Raw genomic sequence first — 16,762 nt, 5'->3', positions numbered from 1 at the left:
CCAGCCTTCGGCAGCTCTTACGGTCACGCGAGTCACTCAGGCAACCCGGCCAGCCGCAGTCCATCAGCAAACCGCGCAAGATCCTCAGGACGCTGGATTGGCAACCAGTCCTTCAGGTTAGAAACGCGCAAGGACGGATCCAGCTCATGCAAACGCTGCATCGCCTGCTTCGCTTTGTCCATGCGTCCGCTGAGTGCATGACTGGCCGCGATCAGGGCAACCGATGCCAGGAGGCAGGGCAGGTTACCCAGCGCTTTTTCCGCCCAGGCAGCAGCGGCATCGAAGCGCCCGGCGACGAAGTGTGCGAGCGCCATTCCGACCTGCATCCTGAACATTTCCGGATCCAGCGGACTCAAGCGAACGGCATGGGTCAGATGCTCGATGGCGGCGTCTGTTTCGCCGCGCAGTGCGCGCAGGATACCGCCCAGGAACCAGGCGGGGGCGAGGTTGGGGTTGAGCAGGCGTGCCCGGTCGAGCAGGGCAATGCCGCCATCGACATCGCCGGCGAGATGGGCAAGTGCATGTCCGCCTCGGGTCAGCGCCACCGCATCATCCCGGCCGAGCTCTACCGCCAAACGCGCAAGTCGTGCGCCCTCGGCGATTTCTCGAGGCCGATCGGTCATCCAGCCATTTAGCTTGCGCCAGAAGTGGCACCAGGCTGCCATGCCGTAGGCCGATGCGAACTCCGGATCGAGCTCGATGGCTTTGTAGAACAACGGCAGCGCTTCCTCGATGGCGTCGCGGGTGCCGTTGTGCAGTTTCGGCATTCCACGCAGGTAATAGTCGTAAGCGTCCAGGCTTTCCGTCGGTTTGCGCTTGGCGCGCTCGATTTCCGCCCGTTCCAGTTGCGGCGCTATGGCGCCGACGACACTTTCGGCGATTTGATCCTGCAGCTCGAAGATGTCGTGGAGCATGCCTTCGAAGCGCTCCGCCCAGATATGCATCCCGGTCGTCGCGTCGATCAGTTGCCCGGTGATGCGCACCTTGTTCCCGGACTTGCGCACGCTACCTTCCAGCACGTAGCGCACGCCGAGTGTCTGGCCGACGCCCTGGACGTCCACGTCCCGACCCTTGTAGGTGAAGCTTGAATTGTGTGCGATGACGAATAGCCAGCGGATACGCGACAGGGCGGTGATGATGTCCTCGACCATGCCGTCGGCGAAATATTCCTGCTCTGGATCGCCGCTCAGGTTGTGGAAAGGCAGGACGGTAATGGAGGGTATGTCCGGCAGGACGAGGGGGGGCTGAGGCGTTTGCTTCAGGTCCACGGGCGTGGGTTCTGCGATGTCAGGCTGTCGCGTTTCCCCGTCCTCATCCACCTTGATCTCGCCGACGAAACGGTAGCCCTTACGGGCGACCGTGCGCACCAGGCGTTGCTCCTCGCCGGTATCGCCGATGGCCTTGCGCACCGCATTGATGTGGCTGGTGATCGTCGATTCCGAGACGATCCGGCCGCTCCACACGGCCTTGAGCAGGTCGTCCTTGCTCATGACGCGATCGCGGTTGCTGACGAGTTGCAGCAATAGATCGAAGACCTGCGGCCCAACAGTCACGACTTGCCCGCGCAAGGTCAGTTCCCGGCGCTGCTGATCGAGCACGTAGTCTTCAAACACGAATGGCAAGGTGAGAATCCCCTGGTCGAGCGCCCCCGACTCCGTGTCCGAGCTGGCTTTTGGTAAGTGGTATCGAATAATACGACAGCGTGTAACCCGCTGCACCGTCCAAAAGGGATGCCCGTCGCACACGGTTTCTTTGGACGAAAAACCAAGCTTCCCTCAAGGCAAACCCAAGGCCGGTACAAGGACTTCCCTGACACGCGCTGGCACTCTCGATCTACATCGACGGCAATGATTGCCGTCCAGAAGCGGAGAGAAACCATGAAGATCGTCGTCATTGGAGGCACCGGCCTCATCGGATCGAAACTTGTGAATAACCTCCGCGAGCGCGGCCATGACGTGCTCGCAGCCGCCCCCAGCACGGGCGTGAACAGCATCACCCGCGAGGGCCTGGCCCAGGCGATGGATGGCACTGATATCGTCGTCGACGTGGCAAACGCGCCTTCGTGGGAAGACCAGGCCGTTCTCGATTTCTTCGAAACGTCGAGCCGTAACCTGCTGGCTGCCGAGGCGGCCGCTGGGGTTCGCCATCACGTTGCCCTGTCGATCGTCGGCAGTGAACGGCTGCCCGAGAATGGCTATTTCCGGGCCAAGGTCGCGCAGGAAAACCTCATCAAGGCGTCCGGCATTCCTTACACCATCCTGCGTGCCACACAGTTCTTCGAGTTTGTCGGCGGCATTGCGCAGGCGGCCACCGCCGGCGAGGAGATTTGCCTGTCGCCAGCGCTGATCCAGCCGATGGCGTCCGACGACGTGGCGGCGGCGCTTACCGATGTCACGTTGGCCGCGCCGGTCAATGGCACGGTCGAAGTCGCCGGGCCCGAGGCCATGCCACTCGACGAACTGGTCAGGCGTTTCCTGCGGGCCACTCAGGACACGCGCAAGGTCGTGCCGGATGTGCACGCGCGCTACTTCGGTTCGATGCTCGACGATCAATCGCTGACGCCCGGCAAGAACCCACGCCTGGGTGCAATCCGCTTCGAGGACTGGCTCGGTCGGTCGACGGCCCAGGCCGGGCGCTGAGGTTACCCAAGACACATCCCAAGACACATCAGGAAAGCGTCGGCCTGGTCACGGGCCGCGCGCTCACAACACCTACACACCAAGGAGCATTGCCATGTTTACCCGATATCTCTTGGCCGCCGCCTTTGCCGTGCTGTCGATCAGCGCAGCGTCGGCCGCCGAGCCGCCCGCAGGCAAGGTGACGGTCGTATTCGATCGCCCAATTCCCAACATCCCTGGCAAGAGCATGAAGGGCGTGGTGGTCGAGTACGGGCCGGGCGCCGCGTCGCCGGCCCACACGCATCCGAAAACGGCCTTCATTTATGCCACGGTCCTGGAGGGCTCGTTTCGCATCAAAGTCAAAGGCCAGCCGGAAAAGATCTACAACGTCGGCGAAAACTTCGTAGAGGAGCCGGGCTCCGTGCACGAAGTCAGCGCCAACGCCAGCGACACGAAACCCGCACGCCTGTTGGCCGTGTTTGTCCTCGACACCGACGAAAAGGTGCTCGTTACGCCTATTAAAAAGTGAGCCGATCAACGCGCTCATGAATGCTCGACAGCCCGGCGGCAGGCCAACTACCGCCCGTGGCTGCTGTAGTCCCAGGCATTGAACAGGAAATGAGAACATGAACGCGCTTCAGGACAAGGCCGCCATTGCCACCGGCGCAAGCGTCGAGATCCCTGTCGTGGTGGCGCGGCAAAGCAAGAGAAAGATGATCGGCATCCTGCTGTGCATCGGTGCCGTGGTGGTCTTGGCTGGCGGATGGGTCGTGGCGTTTTCGAGCGGTGTGACCTCCACCGATAACGCTTATGTGCGCGGCGACCTCACCTCGCTCGCCGCCAAGGTTTCTGGCTATGTCACAGCGGTAGAAGTGGAGGACAACCAGAGCGTCCGGGCGGGTGACGTGCTGTTCCGGATTGACGATCGGGACTATCGCGCACGGCTTGCGCAGGCAGTGGCCAATGTCAGCGCTGCCGAGGCTCGCCTGACCCATGTCGATGCCGAAACCCAGCTTCAGCGTGCCCTGATTCGACAGGCCGAAGCCCAGCGCCGCTCGGCCGCCGCGCAGATGAATCTGGCGACCAAGACCGATGATCGCAGCCGCAAGCTTATCGTCAGCAACGCAGTCAGCCAGGCCCTCGTCGATGAAACCGGCACGGCACGCTCCAGAGCCGAAGCGACGGTCTCGGCAGCTTCCGCAACGGTCGAGGCTCAACAACAGCGCATCGCCGTCCTTGTGGCCCAGCGAGAAGCTGCCGTTGCTGCTGTGGCGCAGGCACAGGCCTCGCGCGATCTCGCCCAGATCGATCTCGACAGCACCGTGGTACACGCGCCTGTTGATGGCGTTATCGGTAACCGTCAGGTCCGCGTCGGCCGGTTCGTTACGCCGGGCGGCGCCTTGCTCGATATCGTGCCGGTCAATGATGTGTGGGTCGTGGCGAATTTCAAGGAAACCCAGCTCGAGAATATCCGGCCCGGTCAGCGCGCGCGCATCACGGTCGACGGCTACCCCAACAGGACACTTGAAGGCGTGGTCGACAGCTTTGCGCCGGGGAGTGGGTCGGCGTTCAGCTTGCTGCCCACCGACAATGCAACAGGGAACTTTGTGCGTGTCGTGCAACGGGTTCCGGTAAAGATCCGGCTGGCCCACAACCCGTTGCCGGGCCGCATCGTGCCTGGCCTGTCCGCGCGGGTCGAGGTGGCGCAAGGGGGCGGCTCATGAACACGGTTGCCAGCGCCACACGGAGCAATGCCGGCGCTACGACCGGTGTCCTGCTCATGGCGGGCATCGTGCTCGCCACGCTGACGGAAGCGATCGCCAGCACCGTTCTGTCGCTCGGACGCAGCGACATCATCGGCGACACCTATGCCACGCCTGATGAGTTTGCCTGGTTGGATATCGGCTACATCGCGCTCAAGCTGATCGGGTTCATGACCGCCCCTTGGCTGCTGAAGCGTTTTAATCCGCGTCATGTGATGATCAGCTCAACCCTGGTCATGGGCCTGGCGTGCGGCATTGCCGCCATCACCGCTCGGCTGGATCTGCTGGTTGCACTTCGGGTTATTCAGGGCTTCGCCGGCGGCACGCTGCTGGTCGGGGGCCAGGCGATGATATTTCGCGCTTATCCGCGGTCTCATCAGCCAATCCTCCAGGCCCTGTTTGCCATGGGCTCCGTTGTCGCGCCGGCGACGTTCGCCCCGGCTCTTCAAGGGTGGTTGATCGATAGCCAATCCTGGACATGGATCTTCTTCAGCGTTGTCCCGATTGCCTTGACGGCTGCCGGACTTGTGTTGATCGCAGACGGCCCAGTGCCCGCCAAGGTCCGGCACCGTCCGTTTGACTGGATCGGCTTCTCGCTGATCTCTACCAGCCTGTTCTGTTTCACCTACATTCTTAGCCAGGGCAGCCGATGGGACTGGTTCGAGGAGCCTCGCATCCTGTGGCTAACCGTGATCGGTGCAGCTGCTTTGCTGGCTTTTTTCGGCCAACAAGTGTTGGCCAAAGGACAGGGGATGCTCGACTTCACTCTGTTCAAATCGAGCGATTTTTGCTTCGCCTTTATCGTCAGTTTTGTCGCCGGCGCCGCCTTGTTCGGCAGCGCGTTCCTGATTCCGGCGTTCGCCCTGTCGGTCCTCGGGTTCACGCCTACCGATGCCGGTCAGCTGCTGTTGCCCAGTTGCGCGTTTTTTATCGGCGCGCTGCTCATATCTGCCTGGCTCATGCAGGCCCGCCGCGTTGCGCCGTTCGCCACCGTGCCCTTTGGAATCCTCATGATTATGGTGGCGATGTGGATGCTGTCCGGTTCGACCAGCGAAAGCGGCGCCGACGACATGATGGCAGCCATTCTGTTGCGCGGCCTGGGGCTTGGCTTCCTGTTTCTATCGATCACGCTGATTGCTTTCAGCCACCTCAATAGCCGAAACCTCGCGTGCGGAATAGGCCTTTTCAATACGGGTCGCCAGCTAGGTGGCCTTATTGGGGTCGCAGGGCTCCAGACACTGATCGACCATAACGTCGTCACCAATACCGTGGTCCTCGGCGCCAACGTCACCCCAGGAGGGGCCGCGGTCATCGAACGGATGACGACCACGACAGCCATGCTGGCCGCGAAAGGAATGGACGCAGCGGCCGCTGGCCGGGCAGCGACGAGCCTTCTGGGCCGGCTAGTGACAAGTCAGTCCACGGTGATTGCCTTCGACACAGCGTTCATCGCCGTGGCCCTGCTTTTTGTAATCGCCGCTCCCGTGCTGGTCGGCATCAAGGTCGGATTCTCGCGATACGAGAAAGTGCGCGCTTCGCGATCTGTAGCGTGAGGCAGCCCGGCCCGTCGGACATCGCCTGGAGATTCGGGGGCACAGCGAAGTCGGGGCCGGCCCGAGTCGTTCGTCGTTCTGGTGCGGTAGCATGATTGCATTGGGCGTAACGATCTCAAGCAGCTCTGCAGGCCAGGAGCCCACGATGGCCAAACGGTATGAACTCCCGACACAGCCTGGGAATTGGTTGCGGACTCTTGAGTTGGCTGCGGAGTTTATTTTATTGCTCTTCCGTCCATTCATCCATTGCTCTTTCTTGCTCTGCCTCTACCTTGTTTTGAGATTGATAACGTCACGGCGCGGCTGTATGTCCGGTGTGTGAAGCGGCATTGCCAGTCGCTCTCTGTAACTTTGATTTCTCCTTCTTCAAACATTCATCCATTGCTCTTTCTTGCACTGTCGGTTGATAGAGTCCCGGCGTGGTCGTATATCCGGTACGTAAAGCTGCATTGCCAGTCGCTCCCTGTGACTTTGCTTTTTCCTCCTTCAAGCATTCATCCATTGCTCTTTCCTGCTCTGCCGATACATCAATTTGAGGTTGATGGTTTTCCGGGGTGGCTATATATCCACTGTCGTCATAACGTGGCTCGTCGTTTTTAACGGTGCCATCCTTCAAGCGCTCCGATGAACTAGCAATGTCTCTTGAGCTGCGATCGTCTGTTTTAGTTTCAGTCGCCGCCTGGTTTGAGTTCTGGCTGGCAGGGGGTTCACTCGATGTACCGGTGTTTGCGGTAGGTGTATCACTAGCTGTGTTAGATTTCAGAGGGGGGGTGGCGGGAGCAGAGGCGGTGTCGGCTCTAACGTTTGATTTGTTTTTCTTCGCCAATTTATTACTATTCTTTTGCATTTTCTTAGCTGTTGAAAAAGCAGTGTTTAGTTCTTTCTTGTTCTTGTTAATAAGATTGTCAATCGGAACATAGCTAATGATTTGGTTGGATTTTCTTTTGATATTTGAATTATAAAACTTCACTTGCTTCTGTGTTAGCTGAATATCCGCAATAGGCGATAACCGAATGAGGCCAATAATCGCCTCACGAGCAATAGCATACGTAAGTTGATCAAGGCTGTAAGCAAAGCTATTGCTGGATTTTGGTATGGTAGGGGGTGGTGCCATTACTTCAATGGCGCTCTCATGCTTGGAGAACATTTTTCCTGACGCTAAATCTTTATATGTGTAAACAACATTGCACTTCGATCGAATGCCGTCCCGGGCGTTACTTATAGATGCTGAAGATATTTCTGTGCTTATTTCAACGCGGCCACTGTAGTTTCCAAATTCGATAAAGCGAGCACTGTTATGGATTTCTTTCTGGGTCGCATTCTTTATAGCATTTCCCCAGTTTGAAATTTGTAATTCGCCTAAGAGGTTATTGTCTGTATCTACATTTTCTTTGGTTTTTATTTCTGCAGGAAGCACAATAGTATCTACATTGTATGCAAGGTCGTAATAGTCAATGTCAGGAACAATGCTCTTGTTTCTTTCGCTTGATATTTCTGAGTAATTTCTTGTGTTGGTGCAACTTGTAATTCCAAAAAAGCTAAAAGCCAGCACGAGTAAGGCAGTTCTTTTTTTTATCGACATGTTACTCTCCTATGATTGTTGAATAGGGGCTTGCTTTGTCGCTGGCACATAACAGTGATTAGACCGATTTCGGCGATAACGAAATAATAGAGGTCTCTAGATAAGTCTGCGCTGCCCATTCCCACTTTTTTTAAAAGTTCATATAAATCATAGGCCTATATTTCGCACCCAACCCCTTGGCTGTAATCGCGCGACTTCTGTTTTTTGACGTCAATACTCTGTTGGGTCAGGTTGATCCGCAGGAGTCGGTGAGGGCGTTGTTTTATTGCGATACGTAGTAAAAAGCCCCGTCCCATTTAAGTGGGGCGGGGCTTTTGTGTTTTTAAGATCAAAAAATCGCAGCCTTCGGCAGCTCCTACGTGTGGTGTTCGCGTGTCGTTCTAATACGTGCTCTGCGCAGATATTGCCGATACAAAACAATGCCTATGACAACCGAAAGCAATCCGACCCCCACATTACCAAAAAGCCAAATTGCAAAGTTTCGACTTTGGTCCGCATCACCTTCGTAGAACGGCCCAAAGTAGCCAGACACTGCCACGAATATCAAATTAAACGCTCCGACGGCCAAGGCAACAATAAGGATGATGAATAATGCCCCTTTAACAATTTTCATATGACCTTCCAAAACTATATTTCCTTCGACTCGCGGTAGTCGGGTCAGCCCATTAGTCTACAGCCGCTCCATAGACACGAAGACTATGCCGATCGGATAGACAATACGGTAGTGATCGAACGGTTACAAAAGATCGCAGCCCTCGGCAGCTCAGGGGGGGATTTCAGGGGGTGTTCAGGGGCAGTCGCCCGAGGGCTCGCAGGCGCCTCCAGTGATATTGAACGCCTGCTCTTCCAGGCTCGTTTGTATCAACGCAGCCAATTGTCGGGTGGCAGGCGCCAAGTGTTCTGTTCCTCGATAAAGCACATAGCCGAGGGTCGGCAACGTGGGTAGACCGGTAATAACGGCAAGATGCCCTGGCAATCCAATGCGGGTTCGCACTGTGAGGCCCAAACCGGCCGCAACGGCCGCCCAGATGCCACCAACGCTGGGGCTGGTCAGCGCGATTCGCCAGGGAATCCGCGCCTCATCCAGTGCCTGGGTGGCCGCACTGCGCAACACGCAAGGGGCGTCGAACAGGATCAATGGCAGGGGGGAATCGTCAGAGCCGTTGAGCGATGACCTGTCACGAGGCCCGATCCAGTGCATCTGTGTTTCACCCAGGCGCGTGGCATAGGGGGACTTGTGTCCTGTGTCCCAAGACAGGGCCAGGTCCAGGCCACCGCTGTCGATCAATGCGAGCAGTTCGGTATTGCGCGCGATCCTGACTTCGAGGCTCACCATCGGGTACATCTTGACGTAGCGTCGCAGAATGTCGCTGAGAAAGTGCTCGCCAAAGTCTTCCTGAAGCCCGAGGCGTACCGTGGTGGCGGTCTGACTTTCGTGCAATGTCTGGAAAATGCTGTCGTTCAGTTCAAGTAGCCGACGCGCATGACTGAGCAGGGATTCACCCATCGGCGTCAACACCAGCCCTCGACCGGATTTGCACAGCACCGGAGTGCCTACCTGTTCTTCAAGCTTCTTGAGTTGTGCGCTCACGGCAGAGGTCGAGCGATTGAGCCGATCTGCCGCTTTGGCAAAGCTGTTGAATTCCACACCGGTCACGAAAGTACGCAGCACATCAAGATCGAAGGTCGGATGGCGCATTGAATCATCCACTTATTCAGGACTGTGGGTGCTATTAAATCTGATATTAGGAATGATCGCGACTTGATAGTTTTCCCCCGTCAGTTGGTTTTTCAGGAGTAGGCCCTTATGCCATTTGCACGTATATCACTGCACCGGGGAAAGTCTGCCGAGTATTTACAGGCCCTCTCGCAAGGGCTGCACGATGCGTTGGTAGAAAGCTTCGAAGTGCCGATGGCCGACCGGTTTCAGGTCATTCACCAACATGAAGCGGGCGAACTGATATTTGATCCAGGCTACCTGGGCGGTCCGCGCAGCCATGACTTTGTGCTGATCGCGATTACGGCCGGTCGCCCTCGAGACATCGAAACGAAACAGCGTTTCTATCGCAACCTGGTCGAGAGACTCAGCCGAGCACCGGGCATCGATTCTGAGGATGTCATGGTGGTGATTACCACGACCGCGGCAGATGAGTGGTCGTTTGGTGGCGGACGGGGCAACTAGTTTTTGCTCTTAACGCTGTATTCCGTAAATGCGGGCCATCTGTGTCTATCGGCAGCATGGCCCGATTGATAGGGTCCGTATTCACTCTCTGTTGATGAGGCAACAATGGATCTTACCGCCATCCCCTTTGGGACTACCGATTGGTCGAAGATCGAATCTGTCGAGCACGCCGGCCAGACGGGCACGGCCTATTGGCGGACCTGCCAGTTTGGTTCGACGCGTGTGCGGATGGTTGAATACAGTCCCGGATATATGGCCGATCACTGGTGCTGGAGAGGGCATATCCTGTTGTGCCTGGAAGGCGAGTTACACACAGAACTGGAAGATGGCCGCCAGTTCACGCTGACGGCCGGAATGAGCTATCAGGTGGGCAACAATGCCGAGGGGCACCGGTCGTTCACCACCACCGGTGCGAAGTTGTTCATTGTGGATTGATGTGTCGGTTTTACGTCCGCTGGAAAAGAACGCAGGCATCATCAGGCAGGATTAAATCGTCGGTCGTTTAAATCGAATGGCGGTCTATGAACTTGAGTGCGACTCACGCTCTCGAAATCGTCAATGTTTTTAAGCCATTTGGCGTTTGAATATGCGCGAGCAGATGGGGTGTCAAAGCATCGTTGAGCGCATGAAGACAAACCGGACCAGAAAAGTTTATGGCCGTCAGAATAGCTTTGACTCTTTCCGGATCCGTATGGAAGACGTCCAATGCCAGCAGAGAACAGCCTTTATCCTGGAGTGCGCTCGCGGGATGAGCCCCATGTCCCCATTGAATGATGGTGGGGGCTGATCCTGCCAGGGGAAGGCTTCCGTCCTTCGGTATCGTTATTTGCCAGGACAATGTTCCTCGTGTCATAGGTTCGACATCCCCGACTATGTCGTGGCAGGAATCACTAATAGTGTGGATATCATCGGTCCGTGCAACCCATGTCGTCAGGCGTGCCGGCGAGTTGGGAGCAAGTTGATCAAGGCCGAACCAGCGAGGTCGGTCCGGGCGTTTGGCTGATGGGTCCACGGCAATCACTTCCAGGTAGAGCTGGGGGCCAAGGCGAAGCAGCCTGTTGTGGGTGCCCATGCGTGGATGGGCGCCGCCCGGTTGAAGGTCGACACCCAGCACCTCTGTGACGAACGCGCAGCCGGTATCGAGGTCCGGCACCACGATAACAAGGTGATCGATAGTGCTTTTCATGCGCGCAGCTCCTTCATGAGACGTTCATCAACCGATTGTTGCGATCACCACTTGGCTTTAAAGCCCCAACTCCAAGGCCAGCAAGTCCGACAATGGTTGCGGGCGTCGAATCAATTTAGCTTGCCCTTGCTCGATCAACACTTCCGGCAACAGTGGACGGCTGTTGTAGTTGGATGACATCGAGGCACCGTACGCGCCGGTATCGTGCATGATCAGCAAGTCGCCAACCTGCGCTTCAGGCAGCAAACGGGGTGTGACACCCTGTTCATCCTGCGTAAAAATATCGCCGGATTCGCACAGGGGACCTCCCACTACACAGAGATGCTCCGGACGACTGACCGGGACACCCTGGGAGTCCAGCAAGGTCATGTGGTGATAGGCGCCATAGAGGGCTGGTCGCATCAGGTCATTGAAGCCGGCATTCACCAGGATGAAGTTTCGACTGCCTACTTTTTTTACCGCACGGACTTCGGTGACCAAACAGCCTGACTCGGCTACCAGGAATCGGCCTGGCTCGATCTCCATCCGTACCGGGTGAGCGAGAAAAGCCTCGATGTCCTGTTTGGCCTGGCGCCAGGCGTTCGCATAACGCTGGATATCCACCGGCTCATCCCCCACACGATAAGGCGTGGAAAGCCCCCCGCCTATGGAGAATGCTTCGATATCGTGGTCGAGTGCCCTCACGGCCGAGACCATTGCGCAGCCCACTTGCTCAAGGTGCGCGTAATCCACACCGGAACCGATATGCATGTGCAATCCCACCAGCTTCAGCCCGAATTGCCGAATCACGCTGAGCGCTTCTTGAACCTGGTCATGCCAGATTCCATGCTTGCTGTTTTCACCACCGGTATTGGTCTTGCGGCTGTGGCCGTGGCCGAACCCTGGATTGATCCGCAGCCAGACGCGATGGCCCGCAGACTGTTGGCCCAATTGACGGAGCATATCAATCGAGCCGGTATTGACCTCGATGTTCAGTTCGACGACACGTCGCAATGTCGCTTCATCGAACAGATCACAGGTCAGAACAATACCAGCCGGGTCACCGGCAGGGCTGTATCCAGCGAGCAGCGCCCGCTCGATTTCGCCCAGTGATACGGCGTCGATCCGCACGCCTTGTTCGCGGATCAACCGGAGAATATGCAGGTTCGAGCAGGCTTTTTGCGCATATCGAATGACATCGAAGCCTTGCAGTTGGTCGATGCGTGCCCTGATGGTCTGGGCGTCATAACACCAGAGCGGGGTGCCGTGCTGTCTCGCAGTCTCGGCTAATTGCAGGAAAACGGAATGATCGGGCATGGAGGTATTCAATCTGAAGTAAAGAGAGAAGCCATCATGTAGACCATTCAGCATTCAATAAAATATCTATTCTTTGCTGCTCGATTCAGTTTTGATATGGGTCTTGATCAACTGGTGGAGGCCAGATGTGGGAATTTCCATACGGCATATCGAAGTCTTCCGCGCCATCATGCAGGCAGGGAGCGTCACCGGCGCAGCGCGTTTACTATTTACTTCCCAGCCCACGATCAGCCGAGAACTGGCGCGGCTTGAAAGTATCTCTGGCCTTCGGCTGTTTGATCGAGAGGGAGGGAGGCTAGTACCGACGGCTCAGGCCATTATGCTGCTCGAAGAGGTTGAACATTCCTACATTGGGTTGGAACGAATCAACAGCGTTGCACAATCGATCCGTCGCTTCGAACATGGCCTACTGAGCGTCGCCTGCCTTCCGATGTTGTCCCAGACCCTGTTGCCCAAGGCCTGTAAGCACTTCCAGCAACAGCACGTGGGCATAGGCTTGAGCATTGCTGCACAGGAATCCCCCTTACTGGAAGAGTCACTCAGCGCCCAGCGTCACGACCTCGGATTGACCGAGGGTGAGCATGTACCTCGAGGCACCCAAGGGGAATTGCTCTTTTGTTCCGACATGGTCTGCATACTTCCAGAGGGTCACCCTTTGCTGTCCAGGTCGCTCCTGGTAATGGAAGACTTTCGCGGTGTCGATTTCATCAACTTTTCGGGTCTGGATATCTATCGTCAGACGCTCGACGAGCACTTTCGCCGGGCCGGAGTCGATCGGCATACCGTTATTGAAACAACCAACGCCACATCGGTCTGTGCCATGGTCAGGCAACAGTTGGGGGTAGCGATTATCAACCCGTTGACTGCCGTGGAGGAGTCAGGCAGAGGATTGGCCATTCGGCCGATCAACGTGTCTATTCCCTATCGTGTCATGTTGATCAGGCCTGATTATCGACCTTCCTCTATCTTCGTCGACGCCTTCTGCAACTCGTTGAAGGATGAGGCGTTGTGTCTCGCCAATACTCTCGACAAGAGATTGGAGAGTGCCAATTGAAGCGTCGTAGCTACAAAAGATCAAAAGATCAAAAGATCAAAAGATCAAAAGATCGCAGCCTTCGGCAGCTCCTACGGGGGCGGGTTTCGGGTCTGATACGGTTTTTTCTGGGCTATCTGCATCTGTAATGGAGTCAGCCTGCGGCTCACAATGACGGCACGGTCAGCAGTGGTGGCAGCCGCTGCGCCGCAATCTCATAACGTAGGAGGCCCCATGGGCAAGATGGCATTTTTCCTGGGTGGATTTCTGGTGTTGACCATTTTGATTGGTGCGCTTGCCACGATTTCTCCCGTTTAGTCTCTTCCTGCGATCCGCAAAAAGCACAACGCCTCCACACAGGGAGGCGTTGCGGGTTTTCAGTCAGCGTTACTTAAGATCAAACCGATCCAGATTCATCACCTTGACCCAAGCCGCCACGAAGTCTTTCACAAACTTCTCCTTCGCGTCGTTGCAGGCATAGACCTCCGCCAATGCCCTCAACTGCGCATTCGAGCCAAACACCAGATCAACACGCGTCCCTGTCCATTTGAGGTCGCCGGTTTTGCGATCGCGTCCTTCAAACTCTTCATTGGCCTGCGACACCGGTTTCCATTCCACGCTCATGTCCAGCAGGTTCTTGAAGAAGTCGTTGGTCAACGCCTCCGGCTGCTTGGTGAACACGCCGTGCCGGGTTTGTCCGACGTTGGTGTTCAGCACGCGCAGGCCGCCGATGAGCACGGTCATTTCTGGCGCGGTAAGTGTCAGCTGTTGCGCTTTGTCGATCAGCAAGGCCTCGGCCGGTACGCGGTAGCGGGTTTTGAGGTAGTTACGGAAGCCATCGGCGGCGGGTTCGAGGAAGCCGAAGGATTCGACATCCGTCTGCTCTTGCGAGGCGTCCATCCGGCCCGCTGTGAAAGGCACCGTCACGGTGTGCCCGGCATTTTTTGCCGCTTGTTCGACCCCGGCGTTGCCAGCCAGCACGATCAGGTCGGCCAGCGAGATTTTCTTGCCATCAGCCTGCGCGCTGTTGAACTCGTTCTGGATGCTCTCGAGTTTCGCCAGCACGTTCGCCAGTTGCTGAGGCTGGTTGGCCTGCCAGGCATTCTGCGGGGCCAGGCGCAGGCGCCCGCCGTTGGCGCCGCCGCGTTTGTCGGAGCCACGGAAGGTGGAGGCCGCCGCCCAGGCGGTCGACACCAGTTGCGAGACGGTCAGGCCGCAAGACTGGAGTTTACTCTTGAGTGCGGCGATGTCGCTGTCGTTGACCAAGGCATGGTCGACCGCCGGGATGGGGTCTTGCCACAGGAGTACTTCGCTGGGCATTTCCGGGCCGAGGTAGCGGGAGAGGGGGCCCATGTCGCGGTGGATCAGCTTGAACCAGGCGCGGGCGAACGCATCGGCCAACTGATCCGGATTGGCGAGGAAGCGCCGCGAAATCGGTTCATAGATCGGGTCGAAGCGCAGGGACAGGTCCGTGGTCAGCATGGTCGGATTATGCCGCCTGGACGGGTCGTGAGCATCCGGAATGATACCCGCGCCAGCGCCTCCCTTTGCTGTCCACTGGTTCGCGCCCGCCGGGCTCTTGGTCAGCTCCCACTCGAAGCCGAACAGGTTTTCCAGGTAGTTGTTGCTCCACTTCGTGGGGGTGGTGGTCCAGGTCACTTCCAGGCCGCTGGTGATGGTGTCGCCACCTTTGCCGCTGCCGAAGGTGCTCTTCCAGCCCAGGCCCTGCTGTTCCAGGCCTGCGGCTTCGGGCTCGGCACCGACGTTGTCGGCAGGGCCGGCGCCGTGGGTTTTACCGAAGGCGTGGCCGCCGGCGATCAGTGCCACGGTTTCTTCGTCATTCATGGCCATGCGCCCGAAGGTTTCGCGGATGTCCACCGCCGCAGCGACCGGGTCCGGGTTGCCTTCCGGGCCTTCGGGGTTGACGTAGATCAGGCCCATTTGCACCGCGGCGAGCGGGTTCTCCAGGTTGCGTCCGCTGGGTTCTTGCGTGGCATCTTTGTCTTTTCCGTAGCGTACGTCACCGCCCAGCCACGTGTTTTCGGTGCCCCAGTAGACGTCCTCATCCGGTTCCCAGACGTCTGGCCGGCCGCCTGAGAAACCAAAGGTCTTGAAGCCCATGGACTCCAGCGCGACGTTGCCGGTGAGTACGATCAGGTCGGCCCAGGAGATGTTGCGACCATACTTTTGTTTGATCGGCCAGAGCAGCCGGCGTGCTTTGTCGAGGCTGACGTTATCTGGCCAACTGTTGAGTGGCGCAAAGCGCTGCTGACCGGAGCCAGCACCGCCACGACCGTCACCGACGCGGTAGGTGCCAGCAGCGTGCCAGGCCATGCGAATAAAGAGCGGCCCATAGTGACCGAAGTCCGCAGGCCACCAGTCTTGCGAATCGGTCATCAGCGCATGCAGGTCTTGCTTGACCGCTGCAAAGTCCAGGCTTTTGAACGCTTTGGTGTAGTTGAAGCCCTCGTCCGTAGGGTCGGACAGGGGCGAGTGCTGGTGCAGGATCTTCAGATTCAGTTGGTTGGGCCACCAATCGCGGTTCGTCGTGCCGCCGCCAGCAGCGGCGTGATTGAACGGGCATTTCGATTCATTTGCCATGTGTGCGCTACCTTTGGTCGTGTTCATCCGGCTATCCGGCCCGGGGTGGGCGCGCAATAGCGACGAGCGAAATCAATGACATAGGCTGCAGCCGTGCGATCGATTGATCGTCGTGGTCACACGGGAAGTCCGGATAGCGGCAATCGAGTTGCCAGCACGGTGGCCCACGGCAAGCCTAGTACGCTTTCTGACTCATTCGTATCTTTTCTCAGGTCTCAACCGGCCGGCTCACGCCAGCGCTCCAGTAAGGTTAGACGCCTATAAAGCAGTCAGCTAATAGGTGAAGTATTGGGGGGTGATAGGCATAGTCTTTTACCTGAGCCCTCGAGATGGAGCCGCGGTTACGAGTCTCTTTTATCCAGCGTTGGCAAAACGTAATCTGTCGCACCGACCTTTGGATGGAACCAAACCAATGCTGCTCACCCACCGCCCCGTCAGTGCTGAAGATGTGTTGACGATTTGCGACTTTCCTCAAAATCCCCAAGAGCTTTTTTTCATGTTCCCGAAGGCGCAGTACCCGCTGACGGAAGCTCAGCTGCGAGCATCGATTGCTCAACGCTCGGACTCAACGGTGGTTGAAGGGGATAATGCTGTTGTCGGTTTTGCTAACTTTTATGCGTTTGAGCGCGATGGCGTTTGCGCGATCGGCAATGTGATCGTTTCGCCCAAGGCTCGGGGGAAAGGTGTCGCGAGGTTTTTGGTGGAAACGATGGTGGCGCTGGCGTTTGAGCGTCATCGGGCAAGCGAGGTGCAGCTTTCGTGTTTCAACGAGAACACGGCGGGGCTGCTTTTGTATCCGCAGCTTGGGTTTGTGCCGTTTGGGGTTGAGGAGCGGGTGTCGCAGGATGGGCGCCGTGTAGCGCTTATACAAATGAGAAAGACTGGGGGGCTCTGAGTATTTTGGGGCCGGGATCTGTTTTGTTTATTTGGGCCTCTTCGCGAGCACAA

General features: G+C 57.4%; 15 protein-coding genes. 8 read left to right on the top strand and 7 right to left on the bottom strand.

Translation table 11 applies throughout. The features are described 5' to 3' along the window. Nucleotides 1-32 precede the first annotated feature (32 nt). A complete protein-coding gene (locus tag QMK51_RS17980) occupies nucleotides 33-1,622 on the bottom strand; it encodes a winged helix-turn-helix domain-containing tetratricopeptide repeat protein (RefSeq protein WP_320391115.1) in 1,590 nt (529 codons plus the stop codon). A 255-nt stretch (nucleotides 1,623-1,877) separates the two neighbouring features. Between QMK51_RS17980 and QMK51_RS17975 the strand changes: the two genes are divergently transcribed. From QMK51_RS17975 to QMK51_RS17960, 4 genes are all read left to right on the top strand, one after another. Further along, nucleotides 1,878-2,639, top strand: coding sequence for an SDR family oxidoreductase (locus QMK51_RS17975; protein ID WP_320391114.1), 762 nt, complete (start codon nucleotides 1,878-1,880; stop codon nucleotides 2,637-2,639). Between the two features lie 94 nt (nucleotides 2,640-2,733). Beyond that, nucleotides 2,734-3,147, top strand: coding sequence for a cupin domain-containing protein (locus QMK51_RS17970; protein WP_258696508.1), 414 nt, complete (start codon nucleotides 2,734-2,736; stop codon nucleotides 3,145-3,147). A gap of 97 nt (nucleotides 3,148-3,244) precedes the next feature. After that, nucleotides 3,245-4,342, top strand: a complete 1,098-nt coding sequence (locus QMK51_RS17965; RefSeq protein ID WP_320391113.1) for an HlyD family secretion protein — start codon at nucleotides 3,245-3,247, stop codon at nucleotides 4,340-4,342. Next, nucleotides 4,339-5,934, top strand: a complete 1,596-nt coding sequence (locus QMK51_RS17960; protein WP_320391112.1) for a DHA2 family efflux MFS transporter permease subunit — start codon at nucleotides 4,339-4,341, stop codon at nucleotides 5,932-5,934. Before QMK51_RS17965 ends, QMK51_RS17960 begins: the two co-directional genes overlap by 4 nt. A gap of 292 nt (nucleotides 5,935-6,226) precedes the next feature. On the opposite strand, the gene QMK51_RS17955 is transcribed toward QMK51_RS17960, so the two are convergent. The 3 genes from QMK51_RS17955 to QMK51_RS17945 all read right to left on the bottom strand — a co-directional run bounded on the left by QMK51_RS17955 (nucleotide 6,227) and on the right by QMK51_RS17945 (nucleotide 9,215). Next, complete coding sequence (locus QMK51_RS17955) at nucleotides 6,227-7,516, bottom strand: hypothetical protein (RefSeq protein ID WP_320391111.1); 1,290 nt, start codon at nucleotides 7,514-7,516, stop codon at nucleotides 6,227-6,229. A 355-nt stretch (nucleotides 7,517-7,871) separates the two neighbouring features. Further along, entirely contained in the window at nucleotides 7,872-8,129 is a 258-nt protein-coding gene (locus QMK51_RS17950; protein WP_320391110.1) for a hypothetical protein, read from the bottom strand. Nucleotides 8,130-8,303: 174 nt separating this feature from the next. Further along, the gene (locus tag QMK51_RS17945) at nucleotides 8,304-9,215 is read right to left on the bottom strand and encodes a LysR substrate-binding domain-containing protein (protein WP_320391109.1); all 912 of its coding nucleotides are present in this window, start codon (nucleotides 9,213-9,215) and stop codon (nucleotides 8,304-8,306) included. A 108-nt stretch (nucleotides 9,216-9,323) separates the two neighbouring features. Here QMK51_RS17945 and QMK51_RS17940 point away from each other — a divergent pair, with 108 nt between their 5' ends. Together QMK51_RS17940 and QMK51_RS17935 are read left to right on the top strand one after the other, a co-directional pair. Next, nucleotides 9,324-9,698: a tautomerase family protein gene (locus QMK51_RS17940; RefSeq protein WP_320391108.1), complete on the top strand. Its 375-nt coding sequence runs from the start codon at nucleotides 9,324-9,326 to the stop codon at nucleotides 9,696-9,698. Nucleotides 9,699-9,803: 105 nt separating this feature from the next. Further along, nucleotides 9,804-10,133, top strand: a complete 330-nt coding sequence (locus QMK51_RS17935; RefSeq protein WP_258696501.1) for a DHCW motif cupin fold protein — start codon at nucleotides 9,804-9,806, stop codon at nucleotides 10,131-10,133. Between the two features lie 103 nt (nucleotides 10,134-10,236). Here QMK51_RS17935 and QMK51_RS17930 read toward each other — a convergent pair whose 3' ends face one another. Both QMK51_RS17930 and lysA read right to left on the bottom strand, forming a co-directional pair. After that, nucleotides 10,237-10,884 (bottom strand): VOC family protein, encoded by a 648-nt coding sequence (locus QMK51_RS17930; protein WP_320391107.1) that lies wholly within the window; start codon nucleotides 10,882-10,884, stop codon nucleotides 10,237-10,239. A 57-nt stretch (nucleotides 10,885-10,941) separates the two neighbouring features. Then, nucleotides 10,942-12,180 (bottom strand): diaminopimelate decarboxylase, encoded by a 1,239-nt coding sequence (gene lysA, locus QMK51_RS17925; protein ID WP_258700753.1) that lies wholly within the window; start codon nucleotides 12,178-12,180, stop codon nucleotides 10,942-10,944. A gap of 127 nt (nucleotides 12,181-12,307) precedes the next feature. Here lysA and QMK51_RS17920 point away from each other — a divergent pair, with 127 nt between their 5' ends. Beyond that, nucleotides 12,308-13,234 (top strand): LysR family transcriptional regulator, encoded by a 927-nt coding sequence (locus tag QMK51_RS17920; protein ID WP_320391106.1) that lies wholly within the window; start codon nucleotides 12,308-12,310, stop codon nucleotides 13,232-13,234. 366 nt (nucleotides 13,235-13,600) lie between these two features. Here the strand turns inward: QMK51_RS17920 and katG are convergent, their stop codons facing one another. After that, complete coding sequence (katG, locus tag QMK51_RS17915; RefSeq protein WP_320391105.1) at nucleotides 13,601-15,841, bottom strand: catalase/peroxidase HPI; 2,241 nt, start codon at nucleotides 15,839-15,841, stop codon at nucleotides 13,601-13,603. Nucleotides 15,842-16,226: 385 nt separating this feature from the next. On the opposite strand from katG, the gene QMK51_RS17910 reads away from it, so the two are divergent. After that, the gene (locus tag QMK51_RS17910) at nucleotides 16,227-16,709 is read left to right on the top strand and encodes a GNAT family N-acetyltransferase (RefSeq protein ID WP_258696497.1); all 483 of its coding nucleotides are present in this window, start codon (nucleotides 16,227-16,229) and stop codon (nucleotides 16,707-16,709) included. Nucleotides 16,710-16,762 lie beyond the last annotated feature (53 nt).

This window comes from Pseudomonas sp. P9_31 (assembly GCF_034008235.1).
GTDB lineage: Bacteria > Pseudomonadota > Gammaproteobacteria > Pseudomonadales > Pseudomonadaceae > Aquipseudomonas.
This window is presented reverse-complemented; position numbering and strand designations above follow the sequence as displayed.

Bases quoted from the DNA above. Each gene is read 5' to 3' on its own strand.
- QMK51_RS17945 (WP_320391109.1), bottom strand. From the start codon at position 9,215: ATGCGCCATCCGACCTTCGATCTTGATGTGCTGCGTACTTTCGTGACC.
- QMK51_RS17970 (WP_258696508.1), top strand. From the start codon at position 2,734: ATGTTTACCCGATATCTCTTGGCCGCCGCCTTTGCCGTGCTGTCGATC.
- QMK51_RS17930 (WP_320391107.1), bottom strand. From the start codon at position 10,884: ATGAAAAGCACTATCGATCACCTTGTTATCGTGGTGCCGGACCTCGAT.
- QMK51_RS17960 (WP_320391112.1), top strand. From the start codon at position 4,339: ATGAACACGGTTGCCAGCGCCACACGGAGCAATGCCGGCGCTACGACC.
- lysA (WP_258700753.1), bottom strand. From the start codon at position 12,180: ATGCCCGATCATTCCGTTTTCCTGCAATTAGCCGAGACTGCGAGACAG.
- QMK51_RS17975 (WP_320391114.1), top strand. From the start codon at position 1,878: ATGAAGATCGTCGTCATTGGAGGCACCGGCCTCATCGGATCGAAACTT.
- QMK51_RS17955 (WP_320391111.1), bottom strand. From the start codon at position 7,516: ATGTCGATAAAAAAAAGAACTGCCTTACTCGTGCTGGCTTTTAGCTTT.
- QMK51_RS17935 (WP_258696501.1), top strand. From the start codon at position 9,804: ATGGATCTTACCGCCATCCCCTTTGGGACTACCGATTGGTCGAAGATC.
- QMK51_RS17910 (WP_258696497.1), top strand. From the start codon at position 16,227: ATGCTGCTCACCCACCGCCCCGTCAGTGCTGAAGATGTGTTGACGATT.
- QMK51_RS17940 (WP_320391108.1), top strand. From the start codon at position 9,324: ATGCCATTTGCACGTATATCACTGCACCGGGGAAAGTCTGCCGAGTAT.
- katG (WP_320391105.1), bottom strand. From the start codon at position 15,841: ATGAACACGACCAAAGGTAGCGCACACATGGCAAATGAATCGAAATGC.
- QMK51_RS17950 (WP_320391110.1), bottom strand. From the start codon at position 8,129: ATGAAAATTGTTAAAGGGGCATTATTCATCATCCTTATTGTTGCCTTG.
- QMK51_RS17965 (WP_320391113.1), top strand. From the start codon at position 3,245: ATGAACGCGCTTCAGGACAAGGCCGCCATTGCCACCGGCGCAAGCGTC.